Origin of the sequence: Kitasatospora sp. NPDC092286 (genome assembly GCF_044755565.1) — a bacterium.
Taxonomy (GTDB): Bacteria; Actinomycetota; Actinomycetes; order Streptomycetales; family Streptomycetaceae; genus Kitasatospora.
Genome location: NZ_JBIVRD010000032.1, coordinates 73,650 through 95,911, shown reverse-complemented (window position 1 = coordinate 95,911; position 22,262 = coordinate 73,650). Strand labels below are relative to the sequence as shown.

Annotated in this window: 20 protein-coding genes; 12 read left to right on the top strand and 8 right to left on the bottom strand. The window is 74.4% G+C overall.

The genetic code is table 11. The features are described from left to right. Window positions 1-11 precede the first annotated feature (11 nt). Entirely contained in the window at window positions 12-1,136 is a 1,125-nt protein-coding gene (locus tag ACIQIB_RS28225) for a DegT/DnrJ/EryC1/StrS aminotransferase family protein (protein WP_363610125.1), read from the bottom strand. A 357-nt stretch (window positions 1,137-1,493) separates the two neighbouring features. Between ACIQIB_RS28225 and ACIQIB_RS28220 the strand changes: the two genes are divergently transcribed. The 7 genes from ACIQIB_RS28220 (at window position 1,494) to ACIQIB_RS28190 (ending at window position 10,166) form a co-directional block, all read left to right on the top strand. Further along, on the top strand, window positions 1,494-3,683 hold the full coding sequence (locus tag ACIQIB_RS28220; RefSeq protein WP_400761454.1) for an MMPL family transporter: 2,190 nt from the start codon (window positions 1,494-1,496) through the stop codon (window positions 3,681-3,683). A 151-nt stretch (window positions 3,684-3,834) separates the two neighbouring features. Further along, window positions 3,835-5,121, top strand: coding sequence for a sensor histidine kinase (locus ACIQIB_RS28215; RefSeq protein WP_400761451.1), 1,287 nt, complete (start codon window positions 3,835-3,837; stop codon window positions 5,119-5,121). After that, window positions 5,118-5,795, top strand: coding sequence for a response regulator (locus ACIQIB_RS28210; RefSeq protein WP_400761449.1), 678 nt, complete (start codon window positions 5,118-5,120; stop codon window positions 5,793-5,795). Before ACIQIB_RS28215 ends, ACIQIB_RS28210 begins: the two co-directional genes overlap by 4 nt. A 363-nt stretch (window positions 5,796-6,158) precedes the next feature. Continuing rightward, window positions 6,159-6,614: a hypothetical protein gene (locus tag ACIQIB_RS28205; RefSeq protein WP_400761447.1), complete on the top strand. Its 456-nt coding sequence runs from the start codon at window positions 6,159-6,161 to the stop codon at window positions 6,612-6,614. Window positions 6,615-6,667: 53 nt separating this feature from the next. Continuing rightward, the gene (locus tag ACIQIB_RS28200; protein ID WP_363610115.1) at window positions 6,668-7,606 is read left to right on the top strand and encodes a hypothetical protein; all 939 of its coding nucleotides are present in this window, start codon (window positions 6,668-6,670) and stop codon (window positions 7,604-7,606) included. Between the two features lie 166 nt (window positions 7,607-7,772). Beyond that, complete coding sequence (gene adhP, locus ACIQIB_RS28195; RefSeq protein ID WP_400761445.1) at window positions 7,773-8,789, top strand: alcohol dehydrogenase AdhP; 1,017 nt, start codon at window positions 7,773-7,775, stop codon at window positions 8,787-8,789. A gap of 333 nt (window positions 8,790-9,122) precedes the next feature. Beyond that, window positions 9,123-10,166: a BadF/BadG/BcrA/BcrD ATPase family protein gene (locus ACIQIB_RS28190; RefSeq protein WP_400761442.1), complete on the top strand. Its 1,044-nt coding sequence runs from the start codon at window positions 9,123-9,125 to the stop codon at window positions 10,164-10,166. 16 nt (window positions 10,167-10,182) lie between these two features. Here the strand turns inward: ACIQIB_RS28190 and ACIQIB_RS28185 are convergent, their stop codons facing one another. Continuing rightward, window positions 10,183-10,905 (bottom strand): DUF4097 family beta strand repeat-containing protein, encoded by a 723-nt coding sequence (locus ACIQIB_RS28185; RefSeq protein ID WP_400761440.1) that lies wholly within the window; start codon window positions 10,903-10,905, stop codon window positions 10,183-10,185. 251 nt (window positions 10,906-11,156) lie between these two features. Then, complete coding sequence (locus tag ACIQIB_RS28180; RefSeq protein WP_400761438.1) at window positions 11,157-11,987, bottom strand: SAM-dependent methyltransferase; 831 nt, start codon at window positions 11,985-11,987, stop codon at window positions 11,157-11,159. Between the two features lie 498 nt (window positions 11,988-12,485). On the opposite strand from ACIQIB_RS28180, the gene ACIQIB_RS28175 reads away from it, so the two are divergent. Both ACIQIB_RS28175 and ACIQIB_RS28170 read left to right on the top strand, forming a co-directional pair. Next, the gene (locus ACIQIB_RS28175) at window positions 12,486-12,752 is read left to right on the top strand and encodes a metal-sensitive transcriptional regulator (protein WP_363610377.1); all 267 of its coding nucleotides are present in this window, start codon (window positions 12,486-12,488) and stop codon (window positions 12,750-12,752) included. Window positions 12,753-13,184: 432 nt separating this feature from the next. Beyond that, entirely contained in the window at window positions 13,185-14,513 is a 1,329-nt protein-coding gene (locus ACIQIB_RS28170) for a cryptochrome/photolyase family protein (protein ID WP_400761436.1), read from the top strand. A 76-nt stretch (window positions 14,514-14,589) separates the two neighbouring features. On the opposite strand, the gene ACIQIB_RS28165 is transcribed toward ACIQIB_RS28170, so the two are convergent. Continuing rightward, complete coding sequence (locus ACIQIB_RS28165; protein ID WP_400761433.1) at window positions 14,590-15,450, bottom strand: DUF4328 domain-containing protein; 861 nt, start codon at window positions 15,448-15,450, stop codon at window positions 14,590-14,592. 362 nt (window positions 15,451-15,812) lie between these two features. Between ACIQIB_RS28165 and ACIQIB_RS28160 the strand changes: the two genes are divergently transcribed. After that, window positions 15,813-16,226, top strand: a complete 414-nt coding sequence (locus ACIQIB_RS28160) for an SsgA family sporulation/cell division regulator (RefSeq protein ID WP_363610371.1) — start codon at window positions 15,813-15,815, stop codon at window positions 16,224-16,226. A 148-nt stretch (window positions 16,227-16,374) separates the two neighbouring features. On the opposite strand, the gene ACIQIB_RS28155 is transcribed toward ACIQIB_RS28160, so the two are convergent. The 4 genes from ACIQIB_RS28155 to ACIQIB_RS28140 form a co-directional block, all read right to left on the bottom strand. Then, complete coding sequence (locus ACIQIB_RS28155; protein WP_400761431.1) at window positions 16,375-16,863, bottom strand: ATP-binding protein; 489 nt, start codon at window positions 16,861-16,863, stop codon at window positions 16,375-16,377. A gap of 244 nt (window positions 16,864-17,107) precedes the next feature. Further along, window positions 17,108-17,500, bottom strand: a complete 393-nt coding sequence (locus ACIQIB_RS28150) for an STAS domain-containing protein (protein ID WP_363610367.1) — start codon at window positions 17,498-17,500, stop codon at window positions 17,108-17,110. A gap of 120 nt (window positions 17,501-17,620) precedes the next feature. Next, window positions 17,621-18,571, bottom strand: coding sequence for an RNA polymerase sigma factor SigF (locus ACIQIB_RS28145; protein WP_363610365.1), 951 nt, complete (start codon window positions 18,569-18,571; stop codon window positions 17,621-17,623). A 100-nt stretch (window positions 18,572-18,671) separates the two neighbouring features. Next, on the bottom strand, window positions 18,672-19,766 hold the full coding sequence (locus tag ACIQIB_RS28140) for a mechanosensitive ion channel domain-containing protein (RefSeq protein ID WP_363610363.1): 1,095 nt from the start codon (window positions 19,764-19,766) through the stop codon (window positions 18,672-18,674). 318 nt (window positions 19,767-20,084) lie between these two features. Between ACIQIB_RS28140 and ACIQIB_RS28135 the strand changes: the two genes are divergently transcribed. Next, window positions 20,085-20,531, top strand: coding sequence for an SRPBCC family protein (locus tag ACIQIB_RS28135; protein WP_363610361.1), 447 nt, complete (start codon window positions 20,085-20,087; stop codon window positions 20,529-20,531). 284 nt (window positions 20,532-20,815) lie between these two features. Beyond that, entirely contained in the window at window positions 20,816-22,258 is a 1,443-nt protein-coding gene (locus ACIQIB_RS28130) for an endonuclease/exonuclease/phosphatase family protein (protein ID WP_363610359.1), read from the top strand. The last annotated feature ends 4 nt before the right edge of the window (window positions 22,259-22,262 follow it).

Below are 22,262 nucleotides of genomic sequence, written 5' to 3'. Positions count from 1 at the left end.
CCGCCCGGGGGTCATCCCGCGAACCGGCGGTGGACGGCCGAGACCGCCTCGATCACCTGGTCGGTCTCGTCCGCGGTCATGTCGGAGTGCACCGGCAGGCAGATCTGCCGCGCGCAGAGGTCCTCCGCCACCGGTAGCGGCGCCGTCCGGTAGGGCGCGAACACGGGCTGCAGGTGCAGCGGCAGGTCGTACACCTCGCCGGAGAGCCGGACGCCGTACTCCTCGGCCACCGTCCGCTTGAACGCGGCGCGTTCGACGCCGTGCGGCAGCAGCGCCACGTACTTGTAGTAGTTGCCGCGGCAGCCGGCCGGTTCGGCCACCGTCCGCAGCCCGTCCAGCCCGGCGAGCGCCGCGTCGTACCGCTGGGCCACCGCGCGCCTGGTCTCCACGAACTCCTTGAGCCGGCGCAGGTGCACCGCGCCGGCGGCCGCGTTCAGCTCGCTCATCCGCCAGGACGCGCCGAAGCGGACGTGGTGGTTGGTGGTGAACGAGCCCTTGCCCTGGTCGCGGTAGATCCGCGCCTCGTCGCGCAGCTCGGCCGACTCGGTGAGGATCATGCCGCCCTCGCCGCTGGTGACGACCTTGGTCGGGTAGAAGGAGAAGGCGCCGGCCAGGCCGAACGACCCGGCGGGCCGACCCTGGTAGCTGCTGCCGTGGGCGTGGGCCGCGTCCTCGACCAGCGGGATGCCCCGGCGGTCGCAGACCGCGCGCAGGGCGTCCGCCTCGGGTGTGATCAGCCCGCCGATGTGCACCAGCACCACGGCGGCGGTGTCCGGGGTGAGGGCCGCCTCCAGGGTTTCGGGGCTGAGCGCGAAGGTCGCCGGGTCCACGTCCGCGAGGACGGGCCGGCCGCCCGCGTGGACGACGGCGCCCGCGGTCGCGTAGAAGGTGACGGCCGGGACGACGACGTCGCGGTCCCGGACGCCGACGGTGCGCAGCACCACCTCCAGGGCCGCCGTGCCGCTGGCCACGGCGACCGCGTGCGAGGCGCCGTGTTCGGCGGCGAACGCCTGCTCGAAACGCTCGGTCCACGGGCCGAGCGTCAGCGCGCCGGTGGCGAGGATCTCCGTCACCGCGTCCGCGACGGCCGTACGGTCGCTCTCGTCGAACACGATGCGAGCGGCTGGAACCCCCATTGGGCCACCTCCGGCAGCGGGATGAGCACATCATCGAAAAGGGTCGGATCTGGACGGACCGGACAAAAGGGTCAGGCCAGGCACATCACGCTACTTCGCCCGGTCGCCCACGGCCCGTCGTCACCGCCCGCCCGGGTGACGCGACCGGGGGCGCGGCGCCGTAGGGGGAGGCCCGCCGTACTCCGTTCGGGACCGCTTCCTACTGCATGCGCAGTACGGAAAGTGTCTGCGGAGCGAGGACGACCCGACGGCCCCGGCCGACCGAGGATGGCCATGCTGCGGGCGACCCGGGCCGCGAGGCCACCGGGGGCGCCCCGGCGCGCACTGTGATCGTCCTTCGAAGGAGTCTGCTCTTCCGTGGCCACATTCCTGTACCGCCTGGGCCGATGGGCCTTTCTCCGGCGCCGCCTGGTGACCCTGCTCTGGGTCGCGCTGCTGGCGACCGCCGGTGTCCTGGCCGCCAAGGCGCCGGCCGCCCCCGACGACGGCTTCGCCATGCCGGGCACGGAGGCGCAGAAGGCCTTCGACCTCATGGAGGAGCGCTTCCCCGGCGCCAAGGCCGACGGGGCCTCGGCCCGCCTGGTCTTCGTCGCACCGTCCGGGCAGAAGATCACCGCCACCGCGAACCAGCAGGCGGTCGAGCGGACCGTCGCCGAGCTCGCCCACGGTGAGCAGGTCACCGGCGCGGTCAGCCCGTTCCAGGCCGGCGCCGTCTCCGAGGACGGCTCCACCGCCTACGCGACCGTGGGCTACGACGCCAAGCCCGGCGCGCTGTCGACGGCCGCCACGGACGCCCTCGAACAGGCCGCGCAGCACGGCCGCGACGCCGGCCTCACGGTCGAGATCGGCGGCAGCGCGCTGCTGCCCAAGTCGGAGATGGGCGGCAGCAGCGAGGCCATCGGCATGGCGCTGTCCGCCCTCGTCCTGCTGATCACTTTCGGCTCGCTCGCCGCCGCCGGACTGCCGCTGCTGACGGCGGTGGTCGGGGTCGGCCTCGGCATCGCCGCGGTCACCGCGCTCGGCAGCACGCTCGGCCTCTCCAGCACCACCAGCACCCTGGCGATGATGCTCGGCCTCGCGGTCGGCATCGACTACGCCGTCTTCATCGTGTCCCGCTACCGCGCCGAACTCGCCGAGGGCCACGAGCCCCGGGAGGCCGCCGCGCGGGCCGCCGGCACGGCCGGCTCCGCCGTGGTCTTCGCCGGGCTCACCGTCGTGATCGCGCTGGCCGGGCTCTCCGTGGTGGGCATCCCGGTGCTCGCCAAGATGGGCATGGCCGCCGCCGGGACGGTCGTGATCGCGGTGCTGGTCGCCCTGACCCTGGTGCCGGCCCTGCTCGGCTTCCTCGGCCGCCGCGTCCTGCCCCGCCGGATACGGAACGGCGGCACGGTCCGGCAACGGGCCAACGGTGGCGCCCGGTGGGCCCGCTTCGTGCTGCGCCGCCCGGTGGCCGTACTGGTGGGCGGCGTGCTGGGCCTCGGCATTCTCGCCGCGCCCGCCCTCGACCTGCGGCTGGGGCTGCCGGGCGACGAGTCCAAGCCGACCTCCACCACCCAGCGGCGCGCCTACGACCTGCTCTCCGACGGTTTCGGCCCCGGCTTCAACGGCCCGCTGAGCGTCCTGGTGGACGTCAAGGGGGTGGCCGATCCCAAGGCCGCCGCCGACCGGGTCGCCAAGACCGTCTCCGGTCTGCCGGGCGTCGTCTCGGTCACGCCCGCGATGTTCAACCGGACCGGTGACACCGCGGTGCTCACCGCCGTGCCGTCCACCGGGCCGGCCGCCGCCGAGACCAAGGACCTGGTCCACGCCATCCGCGGCAAGGCGGCCGACCTGAAGACCGCCACCGGCGCCACCGTTCTGGTGAGCGGTGCCACCGCGATGAACATCGACGTCTCCCAGAAGCTCACCGACGCGCTGGTGCCCTACCTCGTCGTCGTCGTCGGCCTGGCGGTCGTCCTGCTGCTGGTGGTCTTCCGCTCCGTCCTCGTCCCGCTCAAGGCGGCGCTCGGCTTCCTGCTGTCGGTGGCCGCCGCGCTCGGCGCGGTCGTCGCGGTCTTCCAGTGGGGCTGGCTGGCCGGGCTGATCGGAGTCGATCAGACCGGTCCGGTGATGAGCATGATGCCGATCTTCATGGTGGGCGTGGTGTTCGGCCTGGCCATGGACTACGAGGTCTTCCTGGTCACCCGGATCCGCGAGGCCTACGTCCACGGCGAGGAACCCGGCGAGGCCGTGGTCACCGGCTTCCGGCACAACGCCCGGGTCGTCACCGCCGCCGCGTTCATCATGATCAGCGTCTTCGCCGGCTTCATCGGGATGAACGAGCCGATGATCAAGATGATGGGTCTCGGCCTCGCCGCCGCCGTCGCCTTCGACGCCTTCGTGGTCCGGATGGCGATCGTGCCGGCCGCCCTGGCACTGCTCGGGCGCAGGGCCTGGTGGCTGCCGCGTAGCCTGGACCGGATCCTGCCCGACATCGATGTCGAGGGCGCCCGGCTCCAGACCCCGGCGCCCCGGCCGGAACCGGTTCGGCACTCCGTCGGCGTCTAGATCGTTCCCCTCCCGTCCGGGGGCCGTCGACCAGCGCGCCGACGGCCCCCGGCCTGCCGGTCACCGCCCCGCGGCGGCGGCCGGCGACCGTACTGGCAGAACCCCGGCCAAGGGTGCCGCCAGGGCATCCCTGGATTCGGAGAGCACGAGAATGACCGACCTCTGGCAGCGCGTGCGGCGCCGCCACCCCCGCTTGCTGGACACCCTGGCCGTGATCGTCCTGACCGCGCTGACCTGCGTGAGCACCATGGTCGACCGCGCCGGCCACTACGGCCCGCCCGACCCGGTGGCCGTCGTCCTCGCGGCCGTGTCCAGCCTCACCCTGCTCGCCCACCGCCGCTACCCCCGCGCGGTGACCGCCGTCACCCTCGGCTTCGGCATCCTGCTCACACTGACCGGCCTCCGGCTCACCCCCGCCCTGGTCGGCCCCGTGGTGCTGGCCCTCTACTTCCTGGCCGTGCGCACCGACCGGTCCACCGCGCGCAACGCCACGGTGATCGCCGCCGTGCTGCTCAGCACCACCGCCCTGGCCGTCCAGTCCGGTGCGCCGCTGAGCGACAAACTCGGCGTCATCAGCTGGGTCCTGCTGCCCGGCGCCATCGGTGACGCGATCCGGACCCGCCGCGCCCACCTGGCCGCGATCGAGGAACGCGCCGAGCGCGCCGAGCGCACCCGCGAGGAGGAGGCCCAGCGACGGGTCGCCGACGAGCGGATCCGGATCGCCCGCGACCTGCACGACGTGGTCGCCCACCACATCGCCCTGGCCAACGCCCAGGCCGGCATCGCCGTCCACCTGATGGACACCCACCCCGCCCAGGCCCGCGAGGTGCTCAGCCACCTCACCGAGGCCACCGGTTCGGCGCTCCAGGAGCTCAAGGCCACCGTCGGCCTGCTGCGCCGCGCCGACGACCCGCAGGCGCCGCTGGAGCCGGCCCCCGGGCTCGGCGAGCTCCCGCGCCTGATCAACTCGTTCGAGCGCGCCGGGCTCGCGGTCCGGCTCGCCGTCGAGGGCGAGCCGCGTCCGCTGTCCCCGGGGGTCGACCTGACGGCCTACCGGATCGTCCAGGAGTCCCTGACCAACGTCGCCAAGCACGCGCACGGTGCCACCGCCGACGTGACCCTCGCGTACTCCGGCAGCCGGGTCGCCCTCACCGTCGCCAACGGCGCGTCCGCCGTCCGGCGCCCGGGGGCGCCCCGCCCGCCGGGCCCCCGGCCCGCGGCCTCCCGGCCCGCCGCCCCGCGATCCGCGCCCCCCTGGCCCGCGATCCCCGGCCCGGCGGCCGACGCGACCGGCTACGGCCTGATCGGCATGCGCGAGCGGGCCTCCGCCGTCGGCGGGCGGCTCCACGCCGACCGCCGCCCGGACGGCGGCTTCCTGGTCTCCGCCGAACTGCCCCTGCGCACCGCCGCCGCCCGAGAGGACAAGGACCAGTCATGACCATTCGCGTACTGCTCGCCGACGACCAGGCACTGCTGCGCGGCGCGTTCCGGGTGCTGATCGACGCGGCCGAGGACATGGAGGTGGTCGGGGAGGCCGCCGACGGCCGCGAGGCGGTCGAACTCGCCCGGGCCACCCGGCCCGACGTCGTCCTGATGGACATCCGGATGCCCGGCGTCGACGGCCTGACGGCGACCGCCGCCATCTGCGGCGACGAGGAGCTCACCGGGACGAGGGTGCTCATCCTCACCACCTTCGAGATCGACGAGTACGTGGCCAAGGCCCTGCGGGCGGGCGCCGGCGGCTTCCTCGGCAAGGGCGCGGACCCGAAGGAACTGCTCGCGGCGCTGCGCACGGTGGCGGCGGGCGAGGCCCTGCTGTCGCCCGCCGCCACCCGGGCCGTGATCGACCAGTTCCTGGCCCAGCCCGACCCCGCCCCCACCGGCACACCCGAACGGCTGTCCGTCCTCACCGCCCGCGAGCGGGAGGTGATGGCCATGGCCGCCACCGGCCTGACCAACGAGGAGATCGCCGAGCGGATGTACGTCAGCCCCTTCACCGTCCGCACCCACGTCCACCGCGCCATGGCCAAGCTCGACGCCCGCGACCGGGCCCAACTCGTCGCCATCGCCTACCAGTCGGGCCTGGTCCGCGGTGGGCGGCCGACGCCCTGACCCGGGCCGCCGGCCCCGCTGCCGGGGTCTGCCGTGCCACCCGCTCGGCGGACAGACGGAACGTGTGCGAACGGGTAGCGTGCGGCGGGGCGGACCGACCGGCCCCGCCCGTGCTCTTCTCGTCCCTGGATGGGGGACCGCATGCCCGGAACACCGCGAACCGCACCGCGCGGCGCAGCAGGAGGACCGGTCCGGTGGCTTCTGGCGGCACTGGTGGTATCGACGCTCGCGGCCTGCTCCGGGGGCGGCGGTGCCGGGCCCGCGTCCCCGGCCGCATCGGCCGGGGCGTCGGGAACGGCCGAGCCCGAGTCCTCGCCGCCCGTGGAAGGCGGGGGGCGGCAGCCCTCGGAGAACCGGACCTCGGTGGGTGGGAACCAGGGCGGGTTCAATGCCGCGGGCGAGGTGTCGGCGAGCGCCAGCGGCATCTGGCCGACGGTCCGCGTCTTCCTGGAGAGTTCGTCCCGGAGCACGTTCACCACCGAGATCAGCCAGGTCGTCGACTGCACCGGGAACACCAGGTCCGCGCCGGCGAGTCCGCGAAGCCGGACGGTCACCGTGGTCGGCGGCAGCAGCACCACGGTCACGTTCACGCTCCCGGGGCCGAGGCCACCGGCCGGCAGTGAACGCGTCATCTGCCTCACCGTGACCGTGGGCGGCTCCAGCCGGAACGCCACCGCCTCGGGCCACGTCGTGGTCGAGAGCGCGTCGGAGGGCCAGAGCGGCAGCCCGGGCTCCGCCTCGCCCGGGGGCGGCAGCTCCTACCCGCCGGCCACGCCCGGGGCGCCCGGTGGCGGAACAGCGTCTGCGAGCACGCCCTGAGGCCTGCGGAGCAGGAGCCGCCCGGAGGCACCGGGGCCGGCGGTCCGGAGCCGGTGGCGCCCGAACCGGCGGCCCCTGAACCGGCGGCCTCCGCACCGGGGAGCCCGTCGCAGGAGGGGCCGCCGCAGGAGGCGCCGGCGGCGCGGCCGGAGACCTGGAGCGGCTGGATCGGCCGGATCGCCTCGTGGATCGCCCCCACCACCTTCGTCACCGCCCTGCTGCTCTTCTTCGGCTACGCCTACACCGACGCGCTCTACAGCTTCTTCGGCGTGGACGCCGCGACGCTCGGCTTCGCCACCCAGGACTACCTGCTCCGCAGCTCCGCCGCGCTCTACCTCCCGGTGGGAGCCGTCCTCTGCGGAGCCCTCCTCGCGGCGCTGGCCTACCACTTCGCGACCAGCGCCGTCCGCGACGACCCGGGTGCCTCCCGGGCCGTCCGCCGCTTCTGCCGCGTCATCGGGCTCCTGGCCGTTCCGCTCCTGGTGCTCGGCTTCCTCGCCGGATTCCAGACCATCGACGCGGGCGCGATGGGCACGCCGCTCCTGCTGGGCGGCGCCCTGCTGCTGGCCGTCCTCGCCCGGCTGCTGGCCGTGCGGAGCGCCGGCGCCCCCTACCCGTTGCCCGGGGAGCGGGCGGCGCTCGGCATCAGCGTCGCGATCATCGCGCTCTGCTCGTTCTGGGCCGCCGGGGGCTACGCCCACGAGAAGGGCACCAGCGACGCGCACCGCCTCGCCGGCAACCTCGCCCTGCGCCCCGCCGTGATCGTCGACACCACGGAGCGTCTCTACCTCCAGTGGCAGGGCGTGGACGAGCGGGCACTGCCGGACCCGGGGCCGGCCCAGCGCTTCCACTACCGCTATCGCGGCCTGCGTCTGCTGGCCCAGTCGAACAACCGGATGTTCCTCATTCCGTACACCTGGACCTGGAACGAGGGCAACGTGCTGATCCTGCCCGTCGACGCCGACGTCCGGGTGATCTTCCACCCCGGCTGACCCGGGCCGGGGTCTGGCCGGGGGCGACCTTGGCCGGGGCGACCTTGGTCAGGGCGGGCGGGGACCATCGGCCCGGGTGGGTGGGTCCTCTTCGGCCCTTACGGGACGGGCGCGGTGGGCGTGGGATGGAAACAGCCCAAGTCCTCCCGCTCGAAAGGCAGAGACCATGAAGGCCGCCGTCGTCCAAGACTTCGCCCAGCCGCTGGTGATCGAGGACCGCCCGGTCCCGACGCCCGCGCCGCACCAGGTGCTGGTCCGCCTGGAGGCGTCCGGGATCTGCCACACCGACATCCACGCCGCCCATGGTGACTGGCCCGTCAAGCCCAGTCCGCCGTTCGTGCCCGGCCACGAGGGTGTCGGCATCGTCGAGGCGGTGGGTGAGCAGGTCCGCCACACCAAGGCGGGGGAGCGGGTGGCGATCGCCTGGCTGGCCGACGCCTGCGGGCGCTGCGACCACTGCGTCTCGGGCTGGGAGACGCTCTGCCTCGGCCAGCACAACAGCGGCTACTCGGTGGACGGCGCCTACGCCGAGTACGCGCTCGCCCACGGTGACTACGTGGTGCCCGTCCCCGACGGCATCGACCCGCTGGACGCCGCACCGCTCACCTGCGCGGGCGTCACCACCTACAAGGCGCTGAAGGTCTCCGGCGCCCGCCCCGGCACGCGCGTCCTGGTCTCGGGCATCGGCGGCCTCGGCCACCTCGCCCTGCAGTACGCCCGCGTCTTCGGCGCCGAGACCATCGCCGTCGACATCACCGACGACAAACTCGCCCTCGCCCGGGAACTCGGCGCCGACCACGTCCTCGACGCCCGCACCCAGGACATCACGGCCGAAGTCCAGAAACTCGGCGGCGCCGACACGGCCATCGCGCTCGCGGTGAGCAACGCCTCCTTCCAGGCCGCCTACGCCTCGCTGCGCCGCGGCGGCACACTGGTGCTGGTCGCCCTGCCCGCCGGAGGGAAGCTCGAACTCCCCGTCTTCGAGACCGTGCTGAACGGCACCAAGGTGACCGGCTCGATCGTCGGCACCCGCCAGGACCTCGCCGAGGTCTTCCGCCTGCACGCCCTCGGCCGCACCCGCGTCATCCGCGAAACCCGCAAACTCGACGACGTCAACACCTGCATCGAGGAGGTGCTGGCCGGCAAGGTCTCGGCCCGCCTGGTCTTCGACCTCCGCTCCTGAGCCGCCACCAAGCCGTCACCGCGCCGCGCGGGGCCGTTCCCGGCTCCGCGCGGCGGTCTGCCCAGAGGTGACTGGACCTCAGATGCCGGTGTCCCCGCCGGCCGCCCGGACCCTGGGCAGGCGCGGCGCCGTGACAGGCGGCGGTGATGGCGCGGCAGAAGTCCACGTGCGCCCGGGTGGTGAGGGCGGCGGCACGGTGTACGGCGCGGCCTCCTTCCCGGGGCGGTGATGGCACACTTCGGACACACCTGAGGTTGACACCCGTCGGGATGTCGAGGCTTCTCGCACAGAAGTCTCGGGATGTGGAAGAGCAACATCACTGGGAGGAGTGCTGTGGACCGGACATCGGCCCAGGCCGAAGCCGCCGGAGGCTCCTGGGTGATCGGCATTGACGTCGGAGGCTCCGGCATCCGGCTCGCCCTCGCCCCCGACGCCTGGCCCGCCGACCTGTCCCGGGCGCGCACCGTCGAACTCGCGAGCCCTGCCCGGATCTCCGGCGCCGGCCACGACGCGGACGCCCTGCTCGGCCGGCTGCTCCCCGCCCTCGGCCCGCTGGCCGCCTCGGTGCGAGCGGACGGGCGAGCGGACGGGCGAACCGGTGGGTGCGTCAGTGCCGTTGCCATCGGAGCCACCGGGATGGCACTGCTCGGCCGCGACCTGGCGGCGAAGCTGCCCGCCCCGCTGGCCCGCGCCACCGGAGCGGGCCGGCTGGTCCTGGCCGGCGACGCGATCTCCGCCTACGCGGGCGCGCTCGGGGCGCGGCCGGGCGTGGCCGTGGCCGCGGGCACCGGCCTGGTGGCGATCGGCTTCCACCCCGACACCGGCTGGCGACGGGCCGACGGCTGGGGGCAGTTGCTCGGCGACTGCGGCGGCGGCGCCTGGATCGGCCGGGCCGGTCTGGAGGCGGCCCTGCGCGCGTACGACGGCCGTGCGGGTGGCTCGCCGGCCCTGCTGGAGTCGGCGGAACGCCGCTACGGCCCGGTGACCGGCCTGCCCGCCGCGCTCCAGCCGCGCCCGGACCGTGCCGCCCTGCTGGCCGCGTTCGCCCCGGAGGTCGCCATGGCGGCGGAGGCGGGCTGCGTGGTCGCGGGCGGGATCGTCCGGCGGGCGGGGGAGGAGATCGCCGTCAGCGCGGCTGCTGCTGCCGGAGCCGCCGCGCTGACGGAGCCTCAGATCGCTTTGACCGGAGGCCTGTTCAACCTACCATCGGTTCGCGGGGCCGCCGTGGCCACCCTGGCAGCCGTCCTGCCGGCCGCCCGCCCGCGTCGGCCCGACGGCCCGCCGCTGCTCGGCGCTCTCCGCCTCGCGGCCACGGCCGCCGCCCCGCCCTGGCCGCTCGACCCGCCACTTCTGGACGTGCGGACCTGGACCGGGTGAGCTCCCGGCCCGGCCGTCAGGAGGTCCGGACGGTGATGCCCCCGTTGGAGGTGCGGAGGTCGAGCCGGTACCGGCCGTTCGGGTCGTTGCCGACACCGATGTTCTTGCTGCCGTTGTCGGTGTCGGCCGAGACCTTGTAGGCGTCGGCCGGGACGGTGAGGGCGATGCCGCCGTTGGAGGTCTTCGCCTTCACGTCCTGGGCCCTGACCGGGGTGAGGTCGATCCGGCCGTTGCTGGTCTCCGCCTGGACGTGGTCGCCGTTCAGCCCGGTGCCCTTGATCGCGCCGTTGGTGGTCCTCACCTCGGCCGGGCCGGCCACGCCGTCCAGGGTGATGCCGCCATTGGTGGTGGACACGTTCACCTGGCCGACCTGGGAGAGGCTGATCGCCCCGTTCGAGGTCTGCCCGCTGATCGGCAGCCCGGCCGGGAGCTCCACGGTGTAGCCGACCGAGCAGTGGCGTCCGCAGCCGTGCAGGACCAGCGCGCCGTTCTCCACCGTGACGGTGGTGCCGGGCTTGTCGCCGGAGTAGTCGACCGAGCGGTGGACGGAGACCGTGTCGGCTCCGGCCCGGCCGTGCAGGGTGACGCTTCCGGTGGTGCTGTCCAGCCGGACGGAGGTGATCTTCTCCGGGATCGCGGAGTCGTCCTTGAAGTTCTTGTCGGGTGAACAGGCGCTGAGTCCGCCCACGGTGATCCCGGCGAGCACGACGGCTCCGACGTAGCGGCGCTGCTGGCGCATTCCTCTACCCCACATCTGAGAAAGTCGCTGGTGAAGGCCCCCCCTGTGGAGCCGGTTCGAGTACGGTATCCCGGTGCTGACGGTCCGGGGCATGGGGCTAACCCCCCGATCCCCGCTGGGGATTACTGGCGCGTTGGGGTGGTGCGGAGTGCACCGGCTGGACGGCCTGTCCGACGGCTTCGGCGGGGCCTCGCCGCGCGCCGCTCGGGGCCCCTACCGCTCAGGCCCCTACCGCTCGGGGCCCGTGCCGCCTACGCCTTGCGCGCCAGCGCGCCGTACATGCTGACCCGCTCCGCGCCCTCGCCGGGAGCGCCGTCCGGCCGCCAGAGCGGGACGGTGACGACTCCGGGGTCCAGCACCTCGAGCCCGTCCAGGAACGCCTGGACCTGCTCCCGGCTGCGGCCGACCAGTGGGGCGGTGGCCCTGTCGTAGACCCCGGTGACCCGGTCGCGGACCTCGGCGGGGATGAAGTCGGCCGTGCCGTGCGACAGGATCAGACAACTGCCGGGCGCCAGTGCGTCGAGCAGCGTGTGCACCACCTCGTACGGCCGGTCCTCGTCCGGCAGGAAGTGCAGTACGGCGGCGAGGACCAGTGCCACCGGGCGTCCGAAGTCGAGCAGGTGCTCGGCCTTGGTGGCGGAGAGGACGTCGGCCGGGTCGCGCAGATCGGCCTGGAGCACGGCGGTCCGGCCGAGGGGCGTCCCGGCCATCAGGGCGCGCGCATGAGTCAGCACGATCGGGTCGTTGTCCACATAGACGACCCGCGATCGCGGATTGACGGTCTGCGCGATCTCATGGGTATGGCCGGCCGTGGGGATGCCGGTGCCGATGTCAAGGAACTGGTCGAGGCCGAGGGCCGCCGCCGTCCGCACCGCCCGGTGCAGAAAGGCCCGGTTGGCCCGTGCGGTGGACCGGAACTCGGGGTTCGCCGCCAGCGCCCGTTCGGCGGCGGCGCGGTCGGCGGGGAAGTTGTCCTTCCCTCCCAGGTAGTAGTCGTACATCCGGGCCGGATGCGGGATCTCGGGGTGCAGATCGGCGGGGACGGAGGGCTCACCGTGCTCCCGCATCGTCTCGTACTCCACCGTTGCCTCCCCGCACCTATGATCTGATGATCTATTGGCGGACAGCCTAGGTGTTCAGGTGGATCCCCGTGCACGGATGGTCACTTCACCCGCTGTTGTGCGGAAATGGCTCACTTGCCTCATATGTGACGCCCCTTCAGCGGCCACCGGGCGCCGGGCGTCGGTGATCGGCCCACCGTCGGGGACGGTCACGCGCGGGCGCGGCGGCTCGTCCGCGTTCTCGGGGTGGGCGGGACGTGCGCCATGGATCGTGGATGTCATGAGTGGTCCTCCCTGTCGATCCGGACGCCGGGCGGCCCGGATGTGCGTTCGGGTGACTCAAGGTAGATCGACTGTCGCTCTCCGCGCACGCGATTTTTCCGCTTTCACCTGATCGGGTGAGCCCGTGCTCGTCGGGCGAGCCGGGCCCTGCCCGGAGCCGGTCCTTTGCCGCAAGGGCCGCGATACCCCGCGGGGTACACTGGGGGACTGGTCATCACCATGAAAGGCGGCCCGGACATGCAGGTGGACGAGGAAGCGGTCGGAGCGGTCCTGAACCGCCTCCGCCGGGCGCAGGGCCAGCTGGCCGGAGTGATCGCGATGATCGAGGCCGGTCGGGACTGCAAGGACGTCGTCACCCAGTTGGCGGCGGTCTCACGGGCCCTGGACCGGGCCGGGTTCAAGATCGTGGCCAGCGGCATGCGTCAGTGCATGGCGGCCGCGGACACCGACGCCCCGCCGATGAGCGAGGCCGAGCTGGAGAAGCTCTTCCTCACCCTGGCCTGACCCGGCCCGCCCCGGGCGCCGGCCCCGCATCCGCCGATCCGGACCGGCCGGTACACACCCGGCCGGTCCGTCTGCGGTGACCACCGTGCGACGGGCTCGGTACAGGGGGCGGCGGCCCCCGGTGCCGGTGCGGCCCGGGGAGGTCATGGCCGGACGCCGCCCGGCCGAGCTGCGCCCGCCCCCGCAGGGGCCCGCGACGACGAGACGACCGCCGCCGTTCCGGCAGACCCGTCCGCACCGTCGCCGGCTCCGAACAACCGCCGGACGACGGCCCGGTACCGGCCCGTCGTCCGGCGCGCCGCCCTGCCGTGTGCCCGGCCGGGTGACAGGCTCACATGCCTCGCCGTGGCGCCCACCCAGGGCGCCGTCCCCGCCGACCCCCGACCCCGACCCTGTTCCGGAACCGTCACCACAACCACCGGGCCGCCACTGATGACCGTCTCCATCGCCCTGTTCACCCAGGACCTGCGCCTGCACGACAACCCCGTGCTCCGGGCCGCCGCCGACGCCGCCGACGAGGTCGTGCCGCTGTTCGTCCTCGACCCGGCCGTCGCCGCCGTGGGCTTCGCCCCGCCCAACCGGTCCGCCTTCCTCGCCGACTGCCTCACCGACCTGGACGCCTCGCTGCGCCCGCTCGGCGGCCGGCTGGTGCTGCGCGGCGGCCCCGTCGCCGCCGAGACCGCCCGCCTCGCCGCCGAGGTGGACGCCGTCTCGGTCCATGTCGCCGCCGGTGTGAGCGGCTTCGCGCACCGTCGCGAGCAGGCCCTGCGCGAGCGGCTCGGCGAGCGGCTGCGTGTCCACGACGGTTCCCTGACCGTGGCCGTGCCGGGCGCGGTGACCCCCGAGGGCAAGGACCACTACGCCGTCTTCACCCCGTACTTCCGGGCCTGGCAGCAGACCCCGCGCCGCACCCTGCACCGGGTGCCGAGGGTGCTGCGCACGCCCGACGGGATCGCGAGCGAGCCCGTCCCGGTCGCCACCCCCGACTCGCCGGGCCTGCCGCCCGGCGGCGAGAGCGCCGGGCGGCGGCGGTGGCAGGCCTACCCGCTCGAACAGTACGGGGACCTCCACGACGACCTCGCCGCCGACGGCACGTCACGTCTCTCGCCCTACCTGCACTTCGGCTGTCTCTCGGCCGCCGAACTGGTCGCGGCCGCCGAACGCCGGGGCGGCAGCGGCGCCGAGGCGTTCGTACGGCAGCTGGTCTGGCGGGACTTCCACCACCAGGTGCTCGCCGCCCGCCCGGAGGCCGCGCACCGCGACTACCGGCCCCGGGGCGACCGCTGGCTGCCCGACGACGAGGAGTGCGAGGCCTGGCGCCAGGGCCGGACCGGCTTCCCGCTGGTGGACGCCGGGATGCGCCAGCTCGCCGAGGAGGGCTGGATGCACAACCGCGCCCGGCTGGTCACGGCGTCCTTCCTGGCCAAGACCCTCTACAAGGACTGGCGGATCGGGGCCCGCCACTTCCTGGACCTCCTGGTCGACGGAGACCTGGCGAACAACCAGCTCAACTGGCAGTGGGTGGCCGGTACCGGCACGGACACCCGGCCCAACCGGGTGCTCAGCCCCCTCGCCCAGGCCGACCGGCTGGACCCGGACGGCGCCTACGTCCGCCGCTGGGTGCCCGAGCTGGCCGGGCTCGCGGGCCGAGCCGCCCACCGGCCGTGGCGCCTCGACCCGCCGCCCGCCGGCTACCCCGCCCCGATCGTCGACCCGGACGCCGTCTCCGCCCGTCTGCGACACGCCCGCGGACTCGGCTGAGCCCGCCCGTGCCGCCGGCCCGCCGCGCCGGCCGTCGGACACCCCGGGGCGTTTGCGGCGGAGCCGCGGTCCCGGCTCAGCGCGGCGGCTCGGCGGCTGTGGGGCCGGCGGCGGCCGCCCCTGCCGTACCGACCCCTGCCGTACCGACCCCTGAGGTATCGGCCGCCGTGGGGCCGGTCGCCGCCGCCACTCCGTGCCCCGCGACCGCCCTGGCCGCCAGGGCGGCGGCGAACGGATCGATCATCGTCCGGCGGGCCTGCTGCATCGAGGTCAGCCGGTGGACGACGACGATCGCCAGCACGGCTGCCACCAGGCTGATCGTCTCCCCGACGGCCTCCAGGAGGACCGCACCGCGCACGATGTCCAGATCGGACGAGTCCGCGAGGGTGTTCGAGATCCGCCCGATCACCAGGGAACCGACCCAGGCCGACCACCACAGGGTCAGGACGGTCTGCGGCATCGTGCGCCGCCGGCCGTCCGCCGCCGGCGGGGCGCTCGCCTGCCAGCAGTCCACCATCAGCCGCCAGGGGAACCACAGGTGGACCAGCGGGGTGATCCAGGCGCCGATGGTCCAGCCCTTGCCGAGGCGGTGCCCGTTCGGAGTCAGCAGGTCGGCGTTCTGCCGCACCCGGTAGAACCAGATGACGAACACCACGGCGGTGGCCACCATCGCCAGGGCGGCGAGCCCGCTCAGCCCGTCGGACAGGGTGCTCAGGGTGTCGAGCAGGCCGCTGTCGACGTCGTCCGTCCCGTCGATCAGACGGCCGTAGAACGTGTGGGCCCAGAGATCGGTCGCGACCAGCCCCAGGGAGATCAACCCGTCGAGGCCCAGCAGAACGAAGAGCGCCACCGCCAGGCCGTGCGGCGAACGGTACGCCGCGGGCCACTCCGGCGCCGCCTCCGCGCAGCCGAAGCAGCGCCAGTTCCCACTCGCCACGGGGCGCACCCCGCAAGCCACACACATCATCAGACCGTCAACTCCTGGACCGTCGCGCGCTCTCGACGCGCGAACCGGTGAGACCATCGCCCCGACCGGGGCGGGCCCGCCGACTCTATGGGGTTGCTGCACTTCGGTGCCATCGAGAATTCCCAGCTCAGCGGCGGTATCAACGCAAGTCCGACAGATCGCGCCCGACACCGGGCGGGCGGGTCCGCCGCCGGCGGCGGACCCGCCCGCCCGGTTCACCTGACGCTCCGCCGAGGCGCCGCCGGACGGGAGGGGTGGCCGCACGCATGCTCCGCGGCCCCGGGGGTAGCCGGGCGGGCAGCGGATTCACGACCAGGGAGGGCGGGCGCACCGTGGCCCAGATCATCGAGGACTTCATCGAGGCGTGCATCGTCGGGCCGCGACCCCGGCCGGTGCTGATGGCCGTGCGGTACGACCCCGGCGACCCTTTCGCGCTCTCGCTCGGCTTCGGGGCCAACGCCTCGGCCGAGCCGGAGGGTTCACTGTCCTGGACGGCCGCCCGAGAGCTGTTCGGTACGGGGCTGCGCGCGCCCGCCGGTCTGGGCGACCTCCGGGTCGGGCCGTGGTCGCCCGACCTGGTCGGCGTCGAGTTCCACGGGGACGAGGGCTGCGCCGTGGTGGTGCTGCCGGCCCGGGACCTCGCCGATTTCCTCGCGCGGACGTACGACGAGGTCGCGCCGGGCGCCGAGCACCGGCTCGTCCGGTGGCCCGACACGGTGGCCGAGCTGGTGGGGGAGTCCGGCTGAGCGGCCCCGGAGGACGGCCGTGCGGCCCGGGGCCGGTGACCGCCCCGGGCCGCCTCGGCGTGCGCTCCGTACGAGCCCGAGCCGCCCAGCCCGAGCGCGCCCCGAGTATCCGGTCGGAACACCCGCCCCGGGTGTCCTGACCGTTCGTTCAGCGGCCGACCGCCAGGCCCGGGGCCAGCCGCCGGGCCTCGACCTCCGCCCAGACCGCCTTGCCCCGGGCGTGCCGATCGGCGCCCCAGCGGTCTGCGGTCCGCTGCACGATCAGGAGCCCGTGGCCGCCCGGCAGGCCGGGCCGGTGCGGCAGCTGCGGCTCCGGCAGCGCGGCCTCGCCGTCGCTCACCTCGATCCGCAGGCGTTCGCCGGTGGCGTCCAGCAGGAGCTCCAACGGGCCGCCGCCGTGCATCATGGCGTTGGCCACCAGTTCGGCCACGAGCAGCATGACGTCGTCGACCACGTCGGGGTCGGCGCCGTCCTCCGGAGTCAGCCACGACCAGTCGGCGAGCGCCTGCCGGGTGAACGCCCGGGCACGGGCCACCGGTTTGGGGAGCCCGGCCAGCAGCAGCCGCCGTCGCTGGCCGGCCGCCGGCGGGCCGACGCCGGACCGGCTGTCGTCCAGGGTGCCCCGGCCCCTCGTCATATGCGGTTCACCCCTTCGTGCTCTTCGCGGTGAGCGTGCCTCGCGACGGGTGTCCTCCGCACTGGGTGCTCTCCGCCGTGCATGCTCTTCGCGGTCGCAGGTCGTCTGGTCGGATTCCCGGGTGGCCCGGAGTTATTCCTGGAGCGGCTGATTCGATCGCCGCCCGCCCGGCGGCGAACCGGAGCGGCGCGGTGGCACCTGCCGAAGGGCCCGGGCGCGACGCGACCGGGCAGCGTCCCGCCGTTCACGCGGCGAGCGCCGCGCCGACCGACTCGTGGATCGAGAACACGGCGCCGGCACCGGTCAGTTCCAGGACCCGGGCGACCGGCGGGGCGATCGCCGCGAGCCGGAACCCGACCCCGGCCGCGTCGGCGGCCAGACGGGTCTTCAGCAGCAGATTGAGGCCCGAGGAATCACAGAAGCCCACGGCCTCCAGATCGACCACCACCAGCGCCGGGCGCTGCTTCACCAGCGAGGCCAGCGCCTCCTCGGCGGGGGACAGGCTGTCGATGTCGAGGTCGCCCGCCACCGCGCAGACCGCCGCCTCGGCCCCGGTGTGCCGGACCTCGACGGTCAGCGCGGCCGGTACGACGGGCGCGGCCGTCGCCGTCGGGTACTGCTCGTGATCGACTGGCATGGTTGTCGTCTTTCCCCTCCAGAGAGTGCCCTCCGACCTTACGCGGGGGAAAGCCGGCGGCCAAGGCGCGGGGGCCGCCGGACGGGCGTCCCGGCCGCGAGGCGGCCGGGACACGTTCGTTCAGTCCTCGTCCAGACCGTCGCGGAGCCGCTTCAGCGTCCGGCTCAGCAACCGGGAGACATGCATCTGGGAGACCCCGAGCCGGGCACCGATCTCGGACTGGGTGAGTTCCTCGACGAACCGCATCGAGAGGATCAGCCGGTCGCGATCCGGCAGCGCGGCGACCAGCGGCTTGAGCGAGACCAGGTCTTCGACCTTCTCCAGCCTGCTGTCGTCGTCACCGAGCCGGTGCAGCAGGGAGCCCTTGGAGTCCTCGGACGGGTCCGTGCTCATGTCCAGCGAGCCGACGGTGTGCCCGTTGGCGGCGGTGAGTCCCTCGATCACCTCCTCCTGGGAGAGCGAGAGGTGCCCGGCCAGCTCCGCGACGGTCGGCGCGCGGTCGAGTCGCTGCGACAGCAGCTCCTGGGCCTTCGCCAGGGTGAGCCGCAGCTCCTGCAGCCGGCGCGGGACGTGCACGGCCCAGGTGGTGTCGCGGAAGTGCCGCCGGATCTCGCCGAGGATGGTGGGCAGGGCGAAGGTGGTGAACTCCACCCCGTGCTCCGGGTCGAACCGGTCGATCGCCTTGATGAGGCCGATGGTGCCGACCTGGACGAGGTCCTCCTGCGGTTCGCGGCTGGAGCTGAACCGCCGGACGGCGAAGCGGACCAGGGAGAGGTTGAGCTCGATCAGGGTGGCCCGGACGTAGGAGTACTCCCGGGTGCCCTCCTCCAGCCCGCCGAGCCGCCGCATCAGTGTGCGGGTCAGCGCGCGTGCGTCGGCCGGCGCGACCTCGCGCGGCGCCGTGATCTCCGCGATCTCCGGAATCTCCGCTGTTCCGGGCGTCCTGGGCGTCCCGGGGCTCTCGGGCCTCGGTCCGGGCACTCCACCGCCCGGACCCGCGTCCCTCGTCCGGGCCTGGCTTTCGGCGAACGAGTGCGCGGGGGCGAGGAGGGCATCACTGGGCGCAGCCATGTCGGTCCTTTCATCGGTTCCGCGACGGTCCGTGCCCCTGTACCCGCGATGTCCGAGGTGATTCCTCCCGGCGGTGTGACGAAGTCGTGAAGGAGATTTGTCACATTCCGGGGCGCGGGCCCTCACACTGGTCGGCCGCCGTCGGGCACGGCTCCCCGGGCCGCCCGGCGGCGGGCGCCACCGGCACCCGCGGGAGCGCGTGCGGATGGTGTTCGTGGACGTGCGCGACCAGGTGCTCGCGGACCTGGCAGCGCAGCTCGAAGGCGTCGTCGGCGTTGGCGGCGGTCATCAGGGCGCGCACCACGATGGTGGTCGGTGTGGTGTCGACCACCTGGAGGGCCCTGCCCTCACCGTCCCAGAGCGCGTTCTTGGCCAGGAAGTCGTCGAACACCATGCGCAGTGCGGCCACCGGAGCGCTGTGGTCCAGGTGGATCAGTGCCGTCCCGGTGATCCGGCTGGTCCGGCGGGACCAGTTCTCGAACGGCCGGCCCGCGAAGTAGGACATCGGCATGACCAGCCGTCGCTGGTCCCAGGTGGCGACCACCACCGAGGTGAGGGTGATCTCCTCCACCGTGCCCCACTCCCCGGCCACCACCACGACGTCACCGATCCGGACCAGATCGCCGAAGGCCATCTGGACGCCCGCGAAGAGGTTGGCGAGGGTGCTCTGCGCCGCGATCCCGGCGACCACACCGACCAGTCCGGCGGAGGCGAGCAGGCTGGTCCCGAGGCCGCGGACGGCCGGGAACGTCATCAGCATCGCCCCCAGGGCGACCACCGCGACGGCCGCCTGGCAGATCCGCCCGAGCAGTCCGGCCTGGGTCCGGGCCCGGCCCGCCCACGCGGGGTCGCGCCGGCGGACGGCGAGGTGCAGCGCGCCGTCCACCAGCAGCCGCACCAGGCGCGCGGTGAGCCACGCGCAGGAGGCGATGGCGGCGAGCACCAGCAGATGCCGGACGGCCCCGTGGACCGCCGGGGCCGCGCGCACCCACGGCTCTCCGGCGAGGATCAGCCCGCAGGCGGTGGCCGCGAGCAGCGGCGGACGGCAGCCGCGCAGGAGGGCCGGCACCCGGCCGGTGTGTCCCCGCGCGGCCAGCAGGCGGGCGACCGCCTCGGACGCCAGGTTCAGGACGTAGGCGGCGATGGCCGCCGCCGAGGCGACGGCGAGCAGGCGGACGAGGCTCCACCCCTCCACACGGATCCCTCCTTCGGACGCGCTCGGGATGCTCCGGGTGGCCCGCCCGCTCCGCAGCCGCCGCGGGGGAGCGGCCGGGCCGGGCGTCCGCCTGCCCGCTGCGCCGTCGTTCACGCCGGTCCGGCCGGAAGTCCCGGTCCGGCGGGCCGGTCCGATGGACCGTCCGGAGCCGGTCAGCCTCGGTGCCGGTCCGTTCCGCGGCCGGGCACGCCGAAACCGGGTACGCCGAAGCCGGGCATGGTCCGGCCCGGGCGGGGCAGGCGGTTCGGCGAGCGGCCGCCGGACGGTGGCCGGTACCTCGGGAGGAAGGGACGCACGATGACGAAGATCGAGGAGTCGGTCCAGGTCGACGTGCCGCTCTCGGCGGCGTACGAGCAGTGGACCAGGTTCGAGGAGTTCCCCCGGTTCATGCGGGGTGTGGTCAGCATCGAGCGGCGGAGCCCCGGGCTGACCCGCTGGGTGGTCGGTGTGGCCGGGGCACAGCGGGAGTTCGAGGCCCGGACGACGGAGGTGGTGCCGGACGAGCGGGTGGCGTGGGCCACCGTGGCCGGCGAGGTCCGTCAGGCCGGGGTGGTGACCTTCCACCGGATCGGCGAGGGCACCACGAAGATCATGCTCCAGCTGGACGTCGAGCCGCACGGACTGCTGGAACGGATCGGCGAGGCACTGGGCTTCGTGGACCGTCAGGTCATCGACGATCTGCACGACTTCAAGCGGTTCGTCGAGGAGGGGCGCGGTCACGGCGGTCCGGCCCCGGCCGGCTGACCGGCGGCCGCCGACCGGTGCCGGTCCACCCGGTCCACCGGACCCACTTGGTCCACTCCGCCCGGCCGCGTCCCGTCGGCCCGGCCGGGCCGGAGTTCCCGCACCGCCCGATGTTCCGTCACACCTCGTTCATGTCCTGGTCGCCGGCCTTCGGATGAATGGGGCCCGCCCCCAGTTGTACAGCCAACTGCGGGCAGCCCTACCCAGCCTCCGTGACCAGCCGCGGACGGGCCCCGGTCCCCGCCCCCCGCGGACCGGCCTCCCGAGCGGCGGACAGGACAACCGTGGCCACAGGCAGCGCCCTGGCGCTCACCTCCTCCGCCAACCCCTTCGAGGGCGACAAGCTCACCTTCCACTGGACGACCGACGCCCCCGACGCCAAGAACTGGGTCGGCATCTACGACGGCACCCGCCGGCCCGGCAACGGCGGCTCGCTGCTCTGGAAGTACACCGCCGCGGCGTCCGGCGACGTCCAGCTCGACACCTCCGCGCTGACCGGCGGCCCCTACACGGCCTACCTGCTGGCCAAGGACGGCTACGGCATCCTGGCGCAGACGGCCCCGTTCAGCTTCCGGCCCAAGCCCGTCGTGGTCCGCCCGCACAGCGCGGTCGACGCGCTCACCACCGCCCCCGCGGCCCCCGGCGCCGCCGTCACCGTGAAGCTCGGCGGGCTCTGGTCCCGCCCGGCCGGCAACCCGGCCGGCACCGCCGCGTTCCGCAAGGTCAGCGGCCCGGCCTGGGCCTCCGTCGGCGCCGACGGCACCCTGACCGGCACCGCCCCCGCGGCATCGAAGAACCCCGAGGTGGTGGTCGTCGGCGTCAAGGACAGCGCGGGTGCCACCGACACCGTCACCGTGCAGATCCCGGTCGCCGACCCGGCCGGGCCGCTGCTCCTCAAGGCGGCCGGCTGGAACCTCTGGGACGCCGGCACGCACTCCACCGACGCGCTGGAGAAGCAGCTGCGCGTGGTGCTCGCCCAGGGCCTGGACGTGCTCGCCCTCCAGGAGACCGGTGGCACCGCGGCCCGGGCGCTCGCCGACGCGCTCGGCTGGTACGCCTACCAGAGCCCGGGCAGTGTGGGCATCCTCAGCCGCTACCCGCTCACCGCCGTCACGCCCGTCACCGCCGCGCTGCCCGCCGCCGGTGTCACCCTCCAGCTGCCCGGCGGGCGGACCGTCCGCTTCTGGGCCGCGCACCTGGACGAGGCGAACTACGGTCCCTACGCCGTCCAGGACGGCCAGAGCGCCGCCCAGGTGACGGCCGCCGAGAACGCCTCCGTCCGCCTCCAGCAGGCCAGGGCGCTGGCCGCCGCCGTCCGGGCCGACGCCGCCGGGCGCACCCCGGTCGTCCTCGCCGGGGCGCTCTCCTCGCCCTCGCACCTGGACTGGACGGCGGCCACCGCCACCGCGCACGGCGGCGTCGGCCCGCTCGCCTGGCCGGTCACCACCGTGCTCCAGGCCGCCGGACTGACCGACACCTTCCGCGAGGAGAACCGCAACCCGGTCAAGGCCCCCGGCTTCACCTGGTCGCCGGTCCGCAAGCAGCGCGGCGGCCGGCCCGAGCCGCAGGACCGGATCGACTACGTCCTGTACACCGGCCCGCTGAAGCTGGTCGAGGCGCACACGCTGGTCGCCGACTGGCCCGCCACCGGCACCGACCCGGACGCCGTCGCCGCCAACCAGTGGCCGTCCGACACGGCCGCCGCCGTCGCCACCTTCCGGCTCTGAGTAC